This is a genomic window from Nitrospirillum guaranorum (assembly GCF_034653275.1).
Taxonomy (GTDB): Bacteria; Pseudomonadota; Alphaproteobacteria; order Azospirillales; family Azospirillaceae; genus Nitrospirillum.
Genome location: NZ_JAYEES010000001.1, coordinates 257226 through 276225, shown reverse-complemented (window position 1 = coordinate 276225; position 19000 = coordinate 257226). Strand labels below are relative to the sequence as shown.

General features: G+C 67.3%; 15 protein-coding genes. 8 read left to right on the top strand and 7 right to left on the bottom strand.

Features of this window, described 5'->3' with window-relative positions; translation table 11 throughout:
• Window positions 1-6: 6 nt before the first annotated feature.
• Genes UAJ10_RS00970 through UAJ10_RS00960 form a run of 3 tightly spaced genes read right to left on the bottom strand, consistent with a single transcriptional unit; the run spans window position 7 to window position 3554 of the window.
• Entirely contained in the window at window positions 7-759 is a 753-nt protein-coding gene (locus UAJ10_RS00970) for an SDR family oxidoreductase (protein WP_322913382.1), read from the bottom strand.
• A 5-nt stretch (window positions 760-764) separates the two neighbouring features.
• Window positions 765-2102, bottom strand: coding sequence for an FAD-binding oxidoreductase (locus tag UAJ10_RS00965; protein WP_322913380.1), 1338 nt, complete (start codon window positions 2100-2102; stop codon window positions 765-767).
• 3 nt (window positions 2103-2105) lie between these two features.
• Window positions 2106-3554, bottom strand: coding sequence for a UbiA family prenyltransferase (locus UAJ10_RS00960; RefSeq protein WP_416235329.1), 1449 nt, complete (start codon window positions 3552-3554; stop codon window positions 2106-2108).
• A 554-nt stretch (window positions 3555-4108) separates the two neighbouring features.
• On the opposite strand from UAJ10_RS00960, the gene UAJ10_RS00955 reads away from it, so the two are divergent.
• The 6 genes from UAJ10_RS00955 (at window position 4109) to UAJ10_RS00930 (ending at window position 11827) form a co-directional block, all read left to right on the top strand.
• Window positions 4109-5092 (top strand): calcium-binding protein, encoded by a 984-nt coding sequence (locus tag UAJ10_RS00955; RefSeq protein WP_322913378.1) that lies wholly within the window; start codon window positions 4109-4111, stop codon window positions 5090-5092.
• 139 nt (window positions 5093-5231) lie between these two features.
• Window positions 5232-6035: a hypothetical protein gene (locus UAJ10_RS00950; protein WP_322913376.1), complete on the top strand. Its 804-nt coding sequence runs from the start codon at window positions 5232-5234 to the stop codon at window positions 6033-6035.
• A gap of 58 nt (window positions 6036-6093) precedes the next feature.
• Window positions 6094-9084: a glycosyltransferase gene (locus UAJ10_RS00945; RefSeq protein ID WP_322913374.1), complete on the top strand. Its 2991-nt coding sequence runs from the start codon at window positions 6094-6096 to the stop codon at window positions 9082-9084.
• Between the two features lie 18 nt (window positions 9085-9102).
• Window positions 9103-9699 (top strand): class I SAM-dependent methyltransferase, encoded by a 597-nt coding sequence (locus UAJ10_RS00940; protein WP_322913373.1) that lies wholly within the window; start codon window positions 9103-9105, stop codon window positions 9697-9699.
• Window positions 9696-10994 (top strand): glycosyltransferase family 4 protein, encoded by a 1299-nt coding sequence (locus UAJ10_RS00935; protein ID WP_322913371.1) that lies wholly within the window; start codon window positions 9696-9698, stop codon window positions 10992-10994. The genes UAJ10_RS00940 and UAJ10_RS00935 overlap by 4 nt, the downstream gene beginning before the upstream one ends.
• 242 nt (window positions 10995-11236) lie before the next feature.
• Complete coding sequence (locus UAJ10_RS00930) at window positions 11237-11827, top strand: hypothetical protein (RefSeq protein WP_322913369.1); 591 nt, start codon at window positions 11237-11239, stop codon at window positions 11825-11827.
• A gap of 15 nt (window positions 11828-11842) precedes the next feature.
• Here UAJ10_RS00930 and UAJ10_RS00925 read toward each other — a convergent pair whose 3' ends face one another.
• From UAJ10_RS00925 to UAJ10_RS00910, 4 genes are all read right to left on the bottom strand, one after another.
• The gene (locus UAJ10_RS00925; RefSeq protein WP_322913367.1) at window positions 11843-14668 is read right to left on the bottom strand and encodes an ATP-binding protein; all 2826 of its coding nucleotides are present in this window, start codon (window positions 14666-14668) and stop codon (window positions 11843-11845) included.
• 104 nt (window positions 14669-14772) lie between these two features.
• The gene (locus UAJ10_RS00920) at window positions 14773-15456 is read right to left on the bottom strand and encodes a hypothetical protein (RefSeq protein WP_322913365.1); all 684 of its coding nucleotides are present in this window, start codon (window positions 15454-15456) and stop codon (window positions 14773-14775) included.
• Between the two features lie 23 nt (window positions 15457-15479).
• Window positions 15480-16412: a hypothetical protein gene (locus UAJ10_RS00915; protein WP_322913363.1), complete on the bottom strand. Its 933-nt coding sequence runs from the start codon at window positions 16410-16412 to the stop codon at window positions 15480-15482.
• A 166-nt stretch (window positions 16413-16578) separates the two neighbouring features.
• Window positions 16579-17535 carry a LysR substrate-binding domain-containing protein gene (locus UAJ10_RS00910; protein WP_322913361.1) on the bottom strand — a complete coding sequence of 319 codons (957 nt, stop codon included), beginning with the start codon at window positions 17533-17535 and terminating at the stop codon, window positions 16579-16581.
• A 168-nt stretch (window positions 17536-17703) separates the two neighbouring features.
• Here UAJ10_RS00910 and UAJ10_RS00905 point away from each other — a divergent pair, with 168 nt between their 5' ends.
• Both UAJ10_RS00905 and UAJ10_RS00900 read left to right on the top strand, forming a co-directional pair.
• A complete protein-coding gene (locus UAJ10_RS00905) occupies window positions 17704-18330 on the top strand; it encodes an FMN-dependent NADH-azoreductase (protein WP_322913359.1) in 627 nt (208 codons plus the stop codon).
• A 135-nt stretch (window positions 18331-18465) separates the two neighbouring features.
• Window positions 18466-18930 (top strand): DUF1810 domain-containing protein, encoded by a 465-nt coding sequence (locus UAJ10_RS00900; protein WP_322913358.1) that lies wholly within the window; start codon window positions 18466-18468, stop codon window positions 18928-18930.
• Window positions 18931-19000: the final 70 nt, after the last annotated feature.

Sequence of the window (19000 nt, the reverse complement as noted above, 5' to 3'; positions counted from 1 at the left end):
CCGCCATTAGATTTTCATCCGATTGAAGATGGCGCCGGGCAGGTTGCGGATGATCATCATGATGCCCATCCAGAACCAAGGGGTGTAGAGGGTGGTCGCGCCTTTGGTGGCCGCCTTGTCGATGTCGGCCGCGACCTTCTCCGGCGTGGCCCACAGCGGTCCGCCCTTGGCCAGGCCATCGGTCATGGGCGTATCGATGAAGCCGGGCTTCACCGTCAGCACCTGTATCTTCGTGCCGGCGAAACGGTGGGCCATGCCCTGCGCGAACAGGGCCAGGCCGCCCTTGGCGGCACCATAGACATAGTTGGACTGGCGTCCACGGTCACCGGCGACGGACGCTATGGCGATCAGCGTGCCTTGGCCCTGGCGCTCCAAATGATTGGCGGCGACGGTCAGCCAGGCGCAGGCGCTGGTCATGTTGGTGGTCAGCTGGCGGGCCATTTCGGCGGTGTCGGCCTCGGCCGCCTTCTGGTCGCCCAGGATGCCGTAGGCCAGCAGCACCGTATCGACCCGACCGCCCAGCTTGGTGGCCATCTCGGTCCAAGCCGCGTCGAAGCCCGCCGCCGGTGCCGCCAGATCCACCACGGCAACCTCGGCACCCACGGCGCCGCGTGCCATCAGATCGGCGGCGATGGCCTCAAGCCGGCGGCCATCGCGGCCGGCCAGCACCAGGCGCGCGCCGCGCCCCGCATGCAGGCGGGCGTAACGCTCTGCGACGGCGGAGGTCGCCCCCAGGATCACCACGGTTTGTCCGGTCATTTCGGTCACGCCTGTTCGCTCTTCGTAGGGGCCTGTTCCATGCGCCGCCAAAAGTCGGACATGAAGGCCGGGTCAATGTGCCGCTTGAAATCCACCACGGCGGGATAGCCCGCCGCGAACAGGTCCGCCGGCATGCGCGCGTCCTTGGCGGGATAGAGCCGTCCGCCGGCGGCCGCCACCGTGCGATCCAGATCCGCCATCAGGGCCAGGGTGCGCTGACCTTGGTTGGGGAAGTCCAACGCCAGGGTGGTGCCCGCCATGGGGAAGGACAGAAGGCCGGCGGGCGCGATGTCGCCGAAGTTCTTCAGCACCACCAGGCACGATCCGGTGCCCGACGCCGCGATGCGGGCCAGCAGCTCCGTCACGGCCTCCCGCGCCACGGCGGGCGGCACGACGCATTGGTACTGGTAGAATCCCCGGGGGCCGTACACGCGGTTCCAGTGGTGCACGCCGTCCAAGGGATAGAAGAAGCCGTCGAAATGGCTGCGGCCGGTGAAGGTGGCGCCGGGCCTGTTATAATAGGCGGCGTTGAAGGCGCGCAGACTGAGGCCGTTGATCAGGCTGACGGGCGGGGTCAGGGGCACCGCCAGCTTGGACCCCGCCGGCTGGGCGACGCACGGACCAGCGGAGGCGTGGCGCCCCCGGGAGAAGATGCCCCTTCCCAAGGCGGCACCTTGGCTCAGGCAGTCGACCCAAGCCACGCTGTAGGGCCAGTCCAGGCTTTCCGCCGCCAGGTCGAAAAAGCGATCGACATGGTCGAAGCGGATGTTCTCGACCTCCATGTCCGATGAGGCGATGGCCTGCAGCTGGATTTCCACCCACTCGATCAGGCCGGTCAGGCCCAAGCCGCCGATCGTGGCGCGGAACAGGTCGGCGTTGCGGTCGGGCGCGCAGTCCACCAGGGTGCCATCGGACCGGCGCAGCCCCAGGGCCCGCACGTGATGGCCAAAGCTACCCGCCACATGGTGGTTCTTGCCGTGCACGTCGTTGGCGACTGCGCCGCCCAGGGTGACGAACTTGGTGCCCGGGGTCACGGCCACGAACCAGCCGCGCGGCACGGTGATGACGTGCAGATCGGCCAGGCTCAGGCCCGCGTCCGCCCGCAATACGCCGGTGGCGGTGTCGAAGGCATGGCAGCGATCCATGCGGCGGGTGACCAGCAAGCCGCCGCCCGCGTTCAGCGGGCTGTCGCCGTAGGAGCGGCCCAATCCGTGCGCCAGCACGCTGCCGGCCTTATCCACCAGGGCGGATAGCAAGGGGGCGGCATCCTCGCGAAAGGCGGGCGTCGCCACGTCGTGCTCGACGGCGCCCAGATTTCCCCAGGACTTTATGGGCTGGCGCATGGGTCAGACCGCCGCCAGGACGATGGCCACCATGATGGCGCCGGTGATCAGGCTGGTGCGGTCGGTCGCGGCGAAAACAACGGGATCGTCGTGCAACTCGCCGCGATGGGCCAGCAGCAGCAGGCGGCTGATCCAATATAGAAGGGGCGCGCAGGCCAGCCACAGCAGCGACGGGTTGCTGTAAAGGACGTGGACCTCGGGGCTGTTGAAATACAACGCCAGGATCAGGACGGAACAATAGCCGCTGGCGCTGGCCAAGCCCGACAGGATGCTGAGATCCTCCAGCCGATAACCGCGGCCCTTGGGATTGCCCTTGTTCGCCTTCAGGCTGCCGACCAACTCGATGTAGCGTTTGATCAAGGCCAGGCAGAGGAAGACGAACACGGAGAAGCCCAGCAGCCAGGCGGACGAGGGCCGGTCGATGGCGGCGCTGCCCGCCAGGATGCGCATGGTATAGAGCCCGGCCAACGTCAGCACGTCGATCAGCATGTGGCGCTTGAGATGCAGCGAGTAGGCCAGGGTGATGACGTAATAAGCGGCCAGGACGCCGAGGAAGCCGGTCGACACCGTCAGGCCGCACAGGGCGGAGACGCCCAGCAGCAGGGGCGCCAGCGTGGCTCCCTGGATCAGGGGCAGGCGACCGCTGGCCAGGGGGCGGTGGCGTTTGCTGGTATGGGCCCGGTCGTTGGGCAGATCCAGCAGATCGTTCAGCAGATAGGCGCTGGAAGCCGCGAGACTGAAGGCCAGGGCCGCCAGAAGGCTGTCGGCGATGGTGTGGCCGGTCAGGTCATGGCTGGCCAGCAGCGGTACGAACACCAGCAGGTTCTTCAGCCACTGATGCACGCGAATGGCTTTCAGATAAACCTTGAGCCCGGCCTTGGGTGCGGCCAGTTCAACGGCTTCCTGACGTTCCGCCTTCAATCGCCGCACCAGGCGGGCTGTCGTGTTGGTCGCGATGGCGGTGCGGCAGCGGCGCCACACCGCGAAATCAACCCAATCGTTGCCAATATAGTCGAAGCCCCGATCGCCGAACGCACGGCACAGTGCTTCGGCCTTGGCCTCGCCCGACAGGTTGACGGTCCCACTCGACCCGAAGGTGCCATCGATGAAGCCCAGATGCCGCGCCAAAGCCTCGACAAGTCGTTGATTCGAGGCCGACGCCAAGTAAATACGGCGACCCTTGGCTTTTTCTTGAAGAAGAAAGTCGACAACCGGCTGATTAAGCGGCAGTGTCGTGACATCAAGGTCGGCATTTGCAGCCAGATAATCTTTCAGCCAGGCTTTGCTGCGCAGCGGCAAACGCCATATGCCCAAGGCCGCCAAAGGTTTGGTGGCCAGCATGGTAAAGAAATTCTCAATGAGAAGATCGGTCCGGATAAGGGTGCCATCGATGTCCACCACCAAGGGCACTTCGGCAACGTGGACCGCGGGCTTGCTTTCGGCGCCGCTCATCGGTTGGTGGACCCCCATAATATGATCGCCAGCGCGTTGAATATCTGTGCAAATATACCGTGTCATGGCCTAAGCCAAGGACGCTAAGCCCGGAAAAGGCCATAGGCCCGGGTTGAGCGTCAATCTTTTAATCACGGCTTTATAAGCGCGGGGTTGGTCGTTTGGATACGGTTAACCTCGGCGGATGTCGCTCTCAGGCCGGCGCCCGAATCGCTGCACCCGCGAACGGCTGTCGAGTTGTTTTTCCCCGTCGCCGAGGCGGCCAAGCCGGCCAACTTGCCGAAGGTAATAGGTCTAATGGGCTAAAATCCCGGCCTGCTTGCCGGTCGCTTTTCTTTGGTCGATGTGTCTATGCGGCTTACATCTAAAATTAAGGCGATAATCTTCTTGAATCCGTCTTGTGCAGCGGAACCGACGTGAATTATACCTACTTCCACGCGGGACTGGCGGAACGCGTTAATAAATTCGCCAAGGGGTTTTAACTGACGCGTCAGTGCCGCAGCGGGCTGCGGCTCCTATAGCCAAAAGCGACGTTTTAGCGGGGGTATTAAAATATGCCGACTCTTTCCGGTGGTAACGGTACGGTTAGCTTCTCGACGGCGCCGACCGTCTCGCAAGCGGATCAAAACAAGATCACGACGGCCCTGTCCGGCATCCTTGCGAACAGCACCGGGACGCTGAGCATCGCCACCGTTGCGCCGACGTCGGCCAGCACGCCCACGCAAACCCTGTCCTCGACCATCACGTTCGGCACACAGGCCGTAAGCTCGGTGAGCAGCGTCGTCGTTTCGGGCTCCAGCGCCAACCCGACCCTGGCGGCTGTCGACCTGTCGCAGACGGCGGCGGGCACCTCCACCGGTAGCAGCGTCGTCACCAACGTCGTGGCCGACAGCAGCCTCACCTCCGTCGTGCTGACCGGCACCGCCGCCGGCAACACCACTGCCCTGTTCCTGGACGCCAGCTCCGGCGGCAAGGTCGTCGTCGGCGACGCCGGCAATGACTTCCTGGTGCTGAGTGGCGGGTCGGGCTCGGGCGGCGGTCTCGCCAACACCGTCGTTGCCGGTACCGGCAACGACAGCGTTATTGGCTCCTCCACCAACGACATCATCAGCTCCAGCGCGGGCAATGACATCATCAATGGTGGTGCCGGCAATGACGTCATTGACGGCCGTTCCAGCAGTGGTTTCGATACCCTGGGCGGTGGCGCCGGTGACGACACCATTTATGCCAGCAGCGGCGGCAGCTTCATCATCGGTGAATCGGGCAACGACAGCTTGGTCGGTGGCGCCGGCAATGACACCTTCATTTTCAGCCCGGGCAGCGGCAATGACACGGTCGCCAGCTTCGACCCGACTAAGGACACGCTGGGCTTCACCAGCACCAACTACGGCGCCGGCAAGACGCTGGACCTTGTCTCGTTGATCAGCAACGCCACGGTCAGCGGCGGCAACACCATCCTGACCCTGCCGGACGGCACCACCGTGACCGTTCAGGGCGTGACCGGCGTCAACCTCAACTGGTTCACCAGCAAGGGCTGATACAGTCTTCTATACATGAGTTACACTATGGCGGGCCTCGTGCCCGCCATAGTCGTTTCTGCGCCACGGTCTTCTTGCATTCAGGTTTATTCCAGGGCAGGGTTCGGGTGCTTCCATTCCCTTCCGTATTGGTAGACTCATGCAGCCCAATATCCTGGCGACGGCCGGCACGACGGCGGTGACCACTTCTGCCCCTGGTGGCGATCCGGTGCGGGCGACGCCCAAGGTCATGGCCCTGCCAGAAGGAACCTATTACATCACCGCCCGCCTCGGCGCCGAAGGTCGGCAGCAGGTCAAGGGCGTGACCTTCCCCTGTGTCCAGCTGTCGTCACTTCCGGAACCTGGGCGCAAGGCCCCGCAATTCCTGACACCGGACGGTCTCAGCACCTCTACGTGGATCAACGGGTCGAACGGCGTGGCCGTGTTGGTCACGCCGGATTCGGCACCGTTGCTGCTCACCACCTTGACCCTGAACGGTCAGCTGTCCTCTTCGGTCGCCATTGGTGTGCAGCGGTTGGGGGATGAGACGGTTCCCGCCAATGTCGACGTACGGTTGGTCGCGCACATCCAGCGCATGGGGGATAAGGTCTTCGCCGGCGGCGAATGGGCGTCGGCCGGCGATCATCTTCTGTGGCTTGAGGGCTTCACCGTCGTCGGTTCGCCCGAACTGGCCGACTGTCTGGAATATTGCGCCGCCAATCCAATCGACCAGGCCGGCACCTGGGTGAAGGCCGGCACCCTGGCGGGGACGCAGGGCCGGGGCCTGCCCCTGCTGGGCGCTGGCTTCCGCCTGGTGGGGCCGCTGGCCGCAACCCACCGCCTGGACTACACCGTTCGCTTCCTGCGCCATGGCGACATTGATGGGCAGGCAGGGGTGCTGTGCCGTTCCAGCCAGCCCCAGGATCCCTTGATGGCGATGAAGGTCGCGATCCTACCGCGATGATGCGATCGGTGTGATGTCCGGCTTGTCTTCTCCAGTCCGGGATCGGACGCTGCAGGACATGGAAGCGGCCTCGGCCAGGAAGGACTATGACGCCGCCATAGCCTTGGGTTGGGTGGCGCTGGCGGAGCCTGAAACTCGACTGGCCGCGCTGCGGGGGCTGGTGCATGCCACCATGGGGGCCGGTCGACTGGAAGAGGCCGCCCACTATGCCGCCCGTCTGGTCCAAGGCGGAAAAATCGCGCTTGATATCATCCTGGAAGGTGTTGTCGCCTTAAGCAGGGGCCGGTGCCATCAGGCTGCGGGCTGCTTCACCCGCGCTTTGGAGATGGACAGCACCCATCCCTTGGCGGCGGTCGGTTTATTCCAGGCGCTGTCGGGATCCTTTGAGGATTTGGCCGCCGCCCTGGATCGCCTCATCCCCGCGCTTTGCTGGAATGCCGAAACCAACGACACCTGCCTTGCCGCCTTGCGCAGCCTTGTGGCCGGGAGCGTTGTGCCGGCCGTGGTCCACACCCGCGCCGGCCGGATCGAGGGCATCGCGCCGGCGCCAGGGGGGCGGGCCGAGCTTATATGGAATGGGCTGACCGTAAGCCAAACCACCTTGGTCCCGGACCAGCAGGATCCGCGCCTCTGCCTGTTCAGCTTCACCATGCCATCGGACTTGGCGGGAAATGCCCAGGTCCAGGTCACCGTCAATGGCATGTCGGCAGCGGGCACCCCCTTGGCGGGCGCCATGACCCGGCCGCCCCGCCTTGGGGCGCGCTTCATCCGCCTGTCCGCTTCCGAGACGGCGGGCGCCGTTCCGCCGGGTGACGCCGAGTGGTCGGTGCTGGCCTGGGACGCCGCCCATCCCGCGCGGCCGGTCGCCCTTGACCTGGTGGATCCGGATGGGCAGGCGCGCCGCTTGGTCTTCCGACCGGAGGAAGGGGGCGCGGCGTTCCAGACCGTGCCTGTGGGGCAGGGCGTGCGGCCCCTTTTCCCCGCCACCGGCGAGCCCGCCTATTGGCAGGGCGGCGCGCTGCCAATTGAGGACGCGATCCGGCCCCGCCCGGCCGCGTCCGGGCGCATGCGGCCGGTAGACATCATCATCCCCGTTTATGGCGACGTCGCCGTGACGCGGGCCTGCTTGGCGTCGCTGCGCGAGAGCATGGCGGGGGAGCAGGCTGGACCACCCGCCGAAGTCATCCTGATCGCCGATGGTCCGGCCGACACGGCCGTGTCGGCGCTGGTTGACGAGGTCGCGACCGAGGGTTGGGCGACGGTGTTGCGCAATCCCGGGAACCTGGGCTTTGTGCGCACGGTCAACCGAGGCATGGCCTTGCACCCTGATCGTGACGTGGTCCTGCTGAACGCCGATGCCATGGTTCACGGGGATTGGCTGCGCCGTCTGGCCGCCGCCGCCTACCGGGACGCCGCGGTAGGGACGGTGACCCCGCTGTCCAACGACGCGACCATTCTTAGCTATCCCGATCCCGAGGGGACCCCGCTGGCCGAGGTCTCGGTGCCTTTCCTCGATGGACTGGCCGCCACGGCGTTGCCAGGCAAGGTCGCGGACGTGCCAACGGGCGTGGGTTTTTGTTTCTACATTCGACGCGACTGCCTGGACGACGTGGGCTATTTCGATGCCGAAACGTTTGGCCGGGGCTATGGCGAGGAAAACGATTTCTGCTGGCGGGCACGGGCGCGGGGGTGGCGTAACGTCGCGGCGCTCGACACCCTGGTCGGTCATGTCGGCGGTTCGTCCTTCGGCGGGGAAAAGGCGGACCGCATCGCCGCGGCGCTCACGCTGCTGGACCAGCGGCATCCTGACTACCAGCCTGCCGTGCATGCTTTCATCGCGGCCGATCCGCTGCTGCCATTCCGGCGCGCGTTGGACCTGGCCTGGGCGCGCACCCTGGGGGCGCGCACCCTGGGTTCGCAGACCTGCCTCGTGCTTTGTCCTGTCCTGGGTGGCGGCACGGACCGTTTTGTCGACGGCCAGGTCGCCTCGCTGAGGGCGCAGGGTGTCGGCGTGGTGGTGCTGCGGCCCGAGGGCTGGGGAGACGAGGCGGGGGAGGTGCCGCGCGTACGACTGGAAATCGCCGGCGCGCCGCAACTCCAGTCCCTGGTGTACCAAGGCTTGGCGGCGCTGCCGGACTTGTTGCGTGACCTGCAGGCCTTGGGTGTGGGCCGCATGGTGGTTCATCACGTCAAGGGCGTGCCGGCCGCGCTGTTGGCCATGCTGGCCGGTCAATGGCCATATGACGTCCATGTCCATGATTACGTCTGGTATTGCCCGCGCATCAATCTGGTGGATGGCAGCGATCGCTATTGCGGCGAACCGGCGGTGGCCGTGTGCGAGGCGTGCGTGCGTGACAACGGCCATTTCCTGAGATCCGGGGACTTGGCGGGATATCCGCCGGTCGCCGCCTGGCGCCGGTCCATGGCGGCCTTTCTGGCCGGGGCCCAGCGGGTGATCTGTCCCACGCAGGACACGGCGCGCCGTCTGGCAGCCCAGTTCCCGGGGACCGGCATCGGCCTGGCGGTGCAACCCCATCCGGACCGGGAGATTCCGTCGGCGGAGCCAATGCCGGCCCGGCCGTCGATGGTGCGGGTGGCCATTGTCGGCGCCATCGGCGATGCCAAGGGATACGGCGTCCTGCTGGAGTGCGCCCGGGATGCGCGGGACCGGGCCTTGCCTTTGGAGTTCCTGCTGGTCGGCTACTCCCGCGACAACGCGCCCTTGCTGGAAACCGGGCGTGTTCACGTGACCGGCGTCTACGCCGCGGATGAGGGCGTGGACCTGGTTCGCGCCTATCATGCGCATCTGGGCTTCCTCCCCTCCGTCTGGCCGGAAACCTGGTGCTACACCCTCACGGAAATGCTGGTGGCCGGCCTGACCGTCGCCGCCTTCGACTTGGGTGCCCAGGCGGAACGCCTGCGGATGCGGGGCCGCGGCATGTTGCTGCCGTTGGGTATGACGGCGCCCCACATCAATGATGCCCTGTTGGAATTGGCCCGCCGCCAGGGGATAGTACCGTCCGCCAACGCCGTGCCGGCGTCGGCGTGAGTTTAGGATTCAGTGGGTATGACCTTGGACACCCCGGTTTCACGCACCGTCTTGCACGTCGGATGCGGCATTCACAGGCCGGATAAACTGCACAGTCTGTTTCTCAGCAGCGAATGGCGTGAGGTCCGGCTGGACATCGATCCGTCGGTCCAACCCGACATCGTCGCTTCCATCACCGACTTGTCCATGGTCGCGGACGGCAGCGTGGACGCCGTCTGGTCCTCCCACAATGTCGAACATCTCCACGCCCATCAGGTGCCGGTCGCCTTGGCGGAATTTCGCCGGGTGTTGAAGCCCGACGGCTTCGTCCTCATCACCCTGCCGGACCTGCAGGCCGTCGCCGCCCTAGTGGTTGAGGACAGGCTGGATGAGACGGTCTACATGTCGCCCGCCGGCCCCGTCGCGCCCCTGGACATGCTGTTCGGATTGCGCAGCGCCATCGCGCGCGGCAATGAATATATGGCGCATCGCACCGGCTTCACCGCCCAGACCTTGGGCAAGGCGTTGCTGGCCGCCGGCTTCGCCGCGGTGAAGGTCACGAAGGACAAGCCCAGCTTCAACCTGTGGGCCATCGCCTACGTCACGCCGCCGGCCGGCGGCAACCAGCCATCATGAAGCTGTTGTTCGTCCATCAGAACTTTCCGGGGCAATATCGTCATTTGGCGCCGGCGATGGCGGCGGCGGGGCACGAAGTGGTTTGCTTGGGTGATGACGCGAACGTGCTGGTGCAGAGCCTGCCGCCCGGCATGATCATGGTTCGCTATCCCTCACCGGCTGGCGCCAGCCCCGGTAGCCATCATTATGTGGCTGGGTTCGAGGCCGCGGTCCGCCGGGGCCAGGCGGTGCTAAGGGCCTGTATGGAACTGGGCCGGCAAGGCTTCGTGCCGGACATCATCTGCGCCCACCCCGGCTGGGGTGAGGCGCTGTTCCTGAAGGACATCTATCCCCGAGCCAAACTGCTGGCGTATCTGGAATTTTTCTACAATTCCCGGGGGCAAGACGTCGGCTTCGATCCGGAGTTCCCCGGCGCGCTGGACGACACCTTCCGCATCCGCATCAAGAACAGCGTCCTCCTGCATGGGCTGCACGCCATGGACTGGGGCGTCACGCCCACGCGCTGGCAGGCGCAGCGCTTCCCGGCCGACGTCCGGCACCGCATCACCACCGTGCACGACGGGGTGGACACCCGCGTGGTTTGTCCGGATCCGGCGGCGGTCTTGACGGTCACTCCCGAGGGCGCGTCCACCCCGCTGACCTTGCGGCCGGGGGACGAGGTGGTGACCTTCGTCAACCGCAACTTGGAACCCTATCGCGGTTTCCACACCTTCATGCGAGCCTTGCCGGAATTGCTTCGCCGCCGCCCCAACGCCCAGGTGGTGATCCTGGGTGGGGATGAGGTCAGCTACGGCTCACGCCCCAAGGATCATCCGCACTATCGCGCCCAATATCTGGCGGAGGTGGGGGCGCATCTCGATCTGTCCCGCGTCCATTTCCTGGGCAAGGTCCCCTACGCCACGTTCCTGTCAGTGCTGCGCGTCTCCGCCGTGCATGTCTACCTTAGCTATCCCTTCGTGCTGTCCTGGTCCTTGATGGAGGCCATGGCCGTCGAATGCCTGGTGGTGGCGTCGGATACGGCGCCGGTGCGCGAGGTGATCCGCCACGGCCATAACGGCCTGCTGGTGGACTTCTTCTCGGCTGGCGCGCTGGCGGAAACCGTGGCAGGGGCCTTGGAAAGCCCCCACCGGCTGGAACGCCTGCGCCGTCGCGCGCGGGAGACCATTTTGGCCCATTATGACCTGGACAGGGTCTGCCTGCCGGCCCAGATACGCCTGATCGAGGATCTGGCGACCGGCCGCACGCCCTGGCGGCGTCCGCCGGGATCTAAGCCGCTCCCAGCCCCCAAGGCGTAAGGATTCCCCCGGGACGTAAGGAAATCCGCCCCACGGCCCTGGCCGACAGGTTCCTGTCAGGAAACGCGTGGAAACTGGACCTGCCCGTCCCATATTGGAAATGGGCCTGCCGCCCGCCCCCCGTCGATCGCCCCGATCGCCCCGGTCGGGCCGACGCGGTTCCGGCACCGGTCCTGGAGTTGAAAGCCATGCCTGTCGTCCGTCCATCCAAGCCCTTGGGCAAAGCCGTTGGCAAATCCAGGGTGTCCGCCGTGTTGCTGATGGCCTGCCTCACCGCCATGGGCCGTGGCGCCTGGGCGCAGACCGGCACGGTGGACACACCGGCGAACGCCATCGACGAGGGGCCCGCGCGCCCGCCGGTGCTGGATGGCCCCGGCGTCGCCACGGCCGATGGGCGGGATGATGGCGTGGTTGCCGCCCGCCCACCGGAGGATGATGGCTGGAAGTCCAAGGACACCAGCTGCCGGGCCGGCGGCAGCGTCACCATGGGCATCGGCTTTGGCGGCGGCATGATCGAACGCGGCGCGGGCGCCACCTTAAATTACGGCCAGGACGGCAATCCGCTCCGCCCCTGCGAGGACACGGGCATCGGCTTCTCGCTATCGGTGTCGCAAGGCAACGTCACCGGCCATCCCCGCAACGGCGCCTGGGGTACCGGCCCCTGGGGGCCGGGTCTGGTCGATGGCGCGGACGGCGCCTATCCCTATTATGGATCGGCTTACCCCTACGGCGCCGCCCCCTATGGCGCCACCTATGCCGCCCCATATGCCTATGGGCGCTGGCTGGATCGTGGCAGCCTGGACAGCTGGTTCCCCAGCCGTATCCGCCCCTGACAGCATTGGCGCGCCTCAGCCTCGGGTGCCATACAGCGCGTCCAGCCGGTCCATCAGCACCTTCACCGACAGGGGCTTGATGAAAAAGGCGTCGGCACCGCCGGCGCGGGCCGTGGCTTCATCCACATTGGCGCTGTATCCCGTGCACAGCACGCAGATCAGGCCAGGGTTCCTGCCCTTGGCGGCATGGATCAGGCTCAGGCCCGTCATCCCCGGCATGGTCTGGTCGGTGATCAGGGCGTTATAGCCCCTTGTCCGGTCGGCCAGCAGGGTCAGTGCCGTCTGTGGCTCGCCGCAGACGGTGACGTCGTGGCCCCGCCGGGTCAGGCCCTCGCGCAGCAGCTCACCCATGGCCTCGGTGTCGTCCACCACCAGCACCCGCAGCCGGGCCGGGGCCGGGCCGGGGGGCGACGGCGTGGCCGCTCCGCCGGAGGACGCCGCCGGCGCTGTCGTCGCGGTCATGGTGGGACCCGACAGGCTGGGAAGGGTGATGCGGATGACGGTGCCGGCCCCCAGCTTGCTGGCCACCGCCAGGCCGCCGCCATGGGCCTTGACGATGCTGTGCACATTGGCCAGGCCCAGGCCGGTGCCTTTGTCCTGGCCCTTGGTGGTGAAGAAGGGTTCGAACATGCGGGACAGGTGGTCCCGTGTCAGGCCGGTGCCCTGGTCGGTCACCTCCAGCACCACATGCGGGGCGTCCACCGGTGCCGGCAGGATGTCAACCACCGCCCAGTCGGCGGGGAAGGTGAAGGGCTGGGGGCCCCGGACCAAACGGATGGTGATGTCGCCCGTCTCACCCCGGCGGGCGTCGTGGGCGTTGATGACCAGGTTCATCAGCACCTGCATCATCTGTGTCTGATTGGCGCGCAGGGGCGGCAGACCTTCCTCGGTCGCGCATGTCAGGCGGGTTGTGGCCGGCACGGTGGAACGCAGCACCACCTGCGCGTCGTCCACGATGGCCCGGGCCGGCACCACCTCCTGCACGCCGGCGTCGGTGCGGGCGAAGCCCAGGATCTGCCGGACCAGGTCCTTGGCGCTGGCGCCCACCGCCAGGATGCGGTCGGCGTAGCCGCGCGCGGGGCTGTCCGTGGGCAGGTCGGCCACCAGGAAGCCGGCATAGCCCAGGATGGCGCCCAGCAGATTGTTGAAGTCGTGCGCGACGCCGCCGGCCAGGCGGCCCACCGTTTCCAGCTTGTCCTGCTGCAGGATCTGGCGTTGCAGGATCTGGCGTTCCCGCTCCACCCGGTCGCGTTCCGATACGTCGCGGGCCACGACCAGGATGTCCCCGCCGGGGTCGTTGCTGGCGGTGAACTCCACCGCCTCGATGCGATGGCCGGTCAGGGTGGTCCAGTTGTCGACTTGGCCCGTCCAGACGCCGGTATGGGCCAGGTTCGCCGCGATTTGCTGGCGCAGCCCCGCCAGGGAAGCGGCCGTCTCGGGCGAGACGAACTGTGAAATGCGCTTGCCCAGCAGGGTGTCGCCGTCAGTGAGGCCCACCAGTCTCAACGCCTGGTCGTTGGCGTACAGCACCGTGTAGTCGCGGCTCATCATGTAGATGGCGTCATGCGCCACCGCGATGCAGGCCGCCACCCGCTGCAGGTCGCGTCGCAGATGGTCGCGTTCCACCAGGGTCTGGCGGAAATCCTCCAGTCCCCGCGCCAAGTCGCCGATGACGTCCGGACAGTTCTGGTCGGGCAGGGTGTGGTCATACTCACCCCGTTTCAGGCAGTCCACTCCCGCCTGCAGGCGTTTCAGCGGCCTGGCCACGATCAGGCGCACGGCCAGCACCATCAGGCCGCTCAGCAACAGGGCGCACAGTAGCCCGGCCATCAGGATGGCGGTGCGGATGCCGGCGAAGGGCCGCGCCAGCCTGTCCAGGGGCACGTCCATGACCAGCAGGCGCCGGCCCTCGCCCGGGAACAGGTCCACCGGCCAGGTGAAGCGGCGCAGCCGGGATCCGTCGGGCTGGCGGCGTTCCAGGCTGTAGGGTTGGGCCTGGTTGATGAACACCCGTTCTCCCGGCGTGAACTGATAGTCGGGTCCGTCGCCGAAGGTGGCGGCGCTCCCCAGCCGGGCCGGGTCCGGGTGATAGCCCCAGACCCCGGCGGTGTTGATGAGGGCGATGGGCGCGCCGAAGGGATGGTGCCCCTCATAGATGTGGGCGCGTTGCCGCTGGTCCAGGTCCACGCCGGCCACGCCGATGAGGCGGTCACCCACCATGGCTGGGAAGGCGTGGGAAACCAGGGCCGTGGGCACGCCTTGGATGGGGAAGATATGGACCGGCAGGATGGCCAGGCGGTGACTGCGCTGGGCGAGGGTGTAATAGTCCTGGGCGTCGAAATCCGCCGGCGGGGACTGCAGTCGCACCGTGCCTTCCTGGCTGGTGGCGTATAGGGCGTAACGGCCGGTGCCGGCCATTCCCACCAGGGGATCCCGTGCAGCCAGCGCGGCGGCGTCCGGCCCCAGGGCGTCAGGCTCGGCGAAGAACCAGACGCCCACGGCCTCGGGATGCAAGGCCGCCGCCTGGCGCAGGTATTCGGTGATTTGCCGGCGGTCGGCCAGGGTGGGGGCAATCCCCTCCCGTTCCCGCGTGGCGGCCAGGGCGGAAACCAACCGCGCGGCCCCCTCGGCCAGGGTCATCTCCTCCTGGATGCCGGCGCTGATGGCCAGGGCCTCGCGCTGGGCGGTGTCGCGGCCATAGTCGTTGATGAAACGCTCCACCACCCGCTGGCTCAGGTGCAGGGTCACCAGGACCGCCGCCCCCAGCATGATGCCGGCGGCCGGCAGGATCACCAGCAACAGCCGCACGGGGAGGGAGAAGCGGATCATCCGCGCGTCCATGAGTGGCGCCCGAACTGGACTTCAGGCGGGCGGGGCGGCCTGGTTGGCACGAAGACTAAAAAAGCGTAGCGCAATCAACGCTGATTTGCGCCTTACCAAGAAGGTCAGGGTTGGGGCGTCGCCGTCCATTCGGCGGTGTTTCCCGCGGGCAGGTCCCCGCCCGCCATTTCCGCCGCCAGGCCATCCGGCACGCCAAGATCGATGAGGGAGCCGGTCAACGCAGGCCGCGCCGCGCGACGGCGCAGCAGGGCCGTTGGCAGGGACAGGGCATTGGGCACCCGCACCGCCGGTTCCGCCTCATCTTCGGTTTGGCGCAGGCGGGTGTTCAGGGCCAGGACGAACAAGGGCACCAGCCACACCAGCCGGTTTTGATAGCGGTCGTGCGGGTTGGACAGCGCACCGCAGATCAGGGCGTTGCCGGCCAGCGCCGCCCACAGGAACAGCAGGGCGCCCAGGGCCATGCCGTCGCGACGCCTTACCGCTTGGGGGACCAGGGCCGCCAGGGCGGCCAGCGCCAGATAGGCCAGGGGTACGGTCACGTAGTTGGACAGGTCCGCCATGCCGGGGGTCGGCCCCTCGCTCTGCTGGTCGGCCTTCAGATAGGCGGACTCCAGCGGTGCCAGCCACTGATGTATCGCTTCGCGGGTGCTGCGATGGAATTCATCCAGCCCGTCGCCCGTCTGCACGCGGAAGAACTGCTCCGCCCCCGCCCGCAGTGAAGACAGGGCCAAGGCCAGGGGATGGGCGCGCATCACCGCCATGTTGATGCGCGCTGCCTCGGGCTCCATTCCCTCCCATCCGCCCAGGGCCGTCAGGGGGAATCCTCCGCCCACAGGAACTCATCCGCCGTGGTGGGCAGGCGGTGGCGATAGGAACACAGGGCGTAGGCGTGCGGATCTTCGGCGCACCTCTCGTCCAGCAGGCGGCGCACTTGGCCCTGCTGCAGCAGGCTGCCGAACAGGAACAGGGGCCCGCCGGGGGTCAGCCTGGTTTCGCCGGTGACGGCGCCGTTCAGCAAGGGCAGGGCCACCACGCTGCCCGCCACCAGGGCCGCCGCCGGCAACAGGCGCAAGGCCCGCCAGGATCGCGGGCGGCCCAGGGCGCCGACGGCCTTCATCAGGGCCAGCACCGCCACCAGGCCGGCGCCCAAGGCCATGCCTGACATGTGCGACAGCAGGCTGACAAGGCCCACGGCGGCCGCGCCCAGGCGCGTCCCCCAGGACAGCCGATCCCAGCGGAAGGCCAGCAGCCACAGGGTCGCCACCACCAAGGGGATGGCGATGTCCGGCATCAACTGGGCCGTGTACCACGCCATGCCGGTGCCCAGCGCCAGCAGCGCCACCGGGCCCAGGGCGCCGGGCCCATTGCCGCCCGGCCCATTGGTGCCCAGGAGTCCGTCCCGGGGCGCCAGGCCGGCGCACAGCAGGCGCAGCAGCCACAGGGTCAACAGGCTCTGCGCCACCACCGGCCCCCACAGTGTGCGCCAGTTCAGCGAAGCCGCCTGCAGGAATAGGCCGTAGGCCAGCGACCGCCCCTCCACCAATTCACGTTCGGCTGCAGCCTCGATGTAGCCGCCGGTGTCGAAGAAGACGATGGGGAAGCCGTTCAGCAGCGCCGGCCACAGCATCAGGACCAGGGCGGCGAGGGTGGCCAGCAGGGATAGGAGGACACGCCGCGCCAGGCCGGCGCGCGCAAACCCGCCCAGCCGCGCACCAAGGTGGCGGACAGTAGACGACCCAGGCATGGCGGATGGGTCCCCCAAAACCGAAACTTCCCCAAAATTCTTATGCTTAGCGCGTCAGTAGCGCTGGCGGCGGGCCCTGCTGTCAAGGGCAAAGGGGCTGGATGGTTGCAGATGTGCGGCCAAGGTGGTTTTCCTGCCACGGCGGGCCGTCCACCGTGGTCTGCTTCTACAGCCCCAGGCTGGGCCCCCCGCCGATCCAGGCGGGGTTGGCGGGGCAGGGGGTCGTGGGTCGCTCGGCGAATTCCGCCGCCAAGGCATCGATGAAGCCGCGCACCGCCGGCACCAGGCCCCGGCGCGAGGGGAACACCGCGTGCACCACGCCCGCTGGCAGGGTCCAGCCGGGCAACAGCGCCTCCAGCATGCCCTGGGCCAGATAGTTGTCGATGATGAAGTGGGGCAGTTGGGCGATGGCGACCCCGGTCAGCGCCGCGTCGCGCAGCAGGGCCATATCCTCGGTGATCAGGCGGGGCTGATGCGGCACGGTGCGCAGGATGCCGTCGGGGCCATACAGGCGCCAGACGTGGTCGCCGCCCGTGCGCGGCATGTCGGCGGCGGGCAGGGCGGCCAACTCCTCCGGTGCGGTGGGACGGCCGTGACGGTCCAGGAAGGCGGGGCTGGCCACCAGGGCCGAGCCGTGGCTTTCCAGCACCTTGACGATCAGGTCGCTGTCTTCCAGTGGCGGCATGCGCACGCGGATGGCCAGGTCGTAACCTTCTTCGATGACGTCGACGCGGCGGTTGCTCGCCTCCAGCCGGATGGTCACGCGGGGATGCTGCGCCATGTAGCGGGTGACGACCGACCCCACGCGGGTGGGCACCAGGGCGGTGGGGCAGCTGACGCGCACGGTTCCCTGCGGCTCCGCCCGGTTGCGGTCAACAGCTTCTTGGGCCGCCTCCGCCTCCGCTATCATGGCCAGGCAATGGGCGTGGTAGGTGCGGCCCACGTCGGTGACGGCGAAGCGGCGGGTGGAACGCTGCAGCAGCCGCACCCCCAGCTGGTCCTCCAGCATTGAGACGCGGCGGCTGAGGGTGGACTTGGGCACGCCCAGCGCCCGCTCCGCCGCGGCGAAGCCGCCATGTTCCACCACCTGGGCGAAGTAGTAGAGGTCGTTCAGGTCGCGCATCGTGGGGTCCCGATCGCCGTCCGGCTGCCGGCGCGGCTATTGTTCCAATCGTGGAACATAGAGTGTGAAATCTGCCCTCTGATGGCAAGGGCGTTCCAGTGGCAATCTGAAGGGGTCTTCGGCGGCCGGGCCTCACCGGCGCCCACCCCAGATTTGAGAGTATGGATCATGAAGCTCCTGCACATCGACTCCAGTCCCCTGGCCCAGGCCTCCGTCTCCCGCCAGCTGACCGCCGCTGTGGTCCAGGCGTGGCAGCAGGCGAACCCGTCGGGCGAGGTGGTGTACCGTGACGTCGCCGCCGTGGCCCCGGCGCATCTGGATGCCGAGCTGCTGGCCGTCGCCAAGTTCGGCGCCGACCAAAACCTGACCCCGGCGCAGCAGGCTGAGCGCGCCCTGGTCGACACCCTGGTGGATGAGCTGCTGTCGGCCGACGTCGTGGTCATCGGCGCGCCCATGTACAACTTCTCCATCCCCAGCCAGCTGAAATCCTACCTGGACCGCCTGGCCCAGGCCGGCCGCACCTTCCGCTACACCGAGTCCGGTCCCCAGGGCCTGGCCGGCGGCCGCAAGGTCATCCTCGTCTCTTCCCGCGGCGGCAAGTACGCCGGCACCCCGTACGAGGCGGCGATGGACCATCAGGAAGCCTACCTGAAGGCCTTCCTGGGCTTCCTGGGCATGACCGACGTCACCATCATCCGCGCCGAGGGTATCGCCATGGGCCCCGACGCCAAGGCCGGCGCGCTGACCGCCGCCAACACCCAGATCGGTGACCTGTTCGTGGCCCAGGCCGCCTGACACCCACGGTTTCTGAACAAATTTCCCCGTTGGCGGTTGGAAGCCGGCGTCCCTGATCCTCAGGGGCGCCGGTTTTCTTTTGTGCCGGCGGTGTATGCTGCTCCGGCCGCCGTGGGAATAAGGGAAGGGAGAGCCATGGACCACCCATCCACCGCCAGCCCGCACTGGGACCTGCAACGCTTCGTCGACGCCCAGAATCCGCAGTTGGACACGGTGATCCAGGAACTGACCACCGGGCATAAGCGCAGCCATTGGATGTGGTACTTCTTCCCGCAGATCGCCGGGCTGGGCCAGAGTGCGACGTCGCAACACTACGCCTTGGCCTCGTTGGACGAGGCGCGGGCCTACCTGGAACACACCATCCTCGGTGGGCGCCTGCGCCAGCTGACCAGCCTGGTCAACGAGTTGCCGGGCCATGACGCCCGGGCGGTGTTTGGCCCGGTGGACGCGCTGAAGTTCCGCTCCAGCATGACCCTGTTCCATCTGGCCGCTGGCGACTGCGACAGCCTGTTCCAGGATGCGCTGGACAAGTATTTCGGCGGCCAGCCCGATCAACGGACGCTGCAGCTGGCCGGTGCCGCCGATAAAATGCCTGCATAAGTAGCGTTATCTGGATCTATGCGCGCATATCGGGCAGTGTGTCCCAAAAGGATACGCTGACGGGGGAACG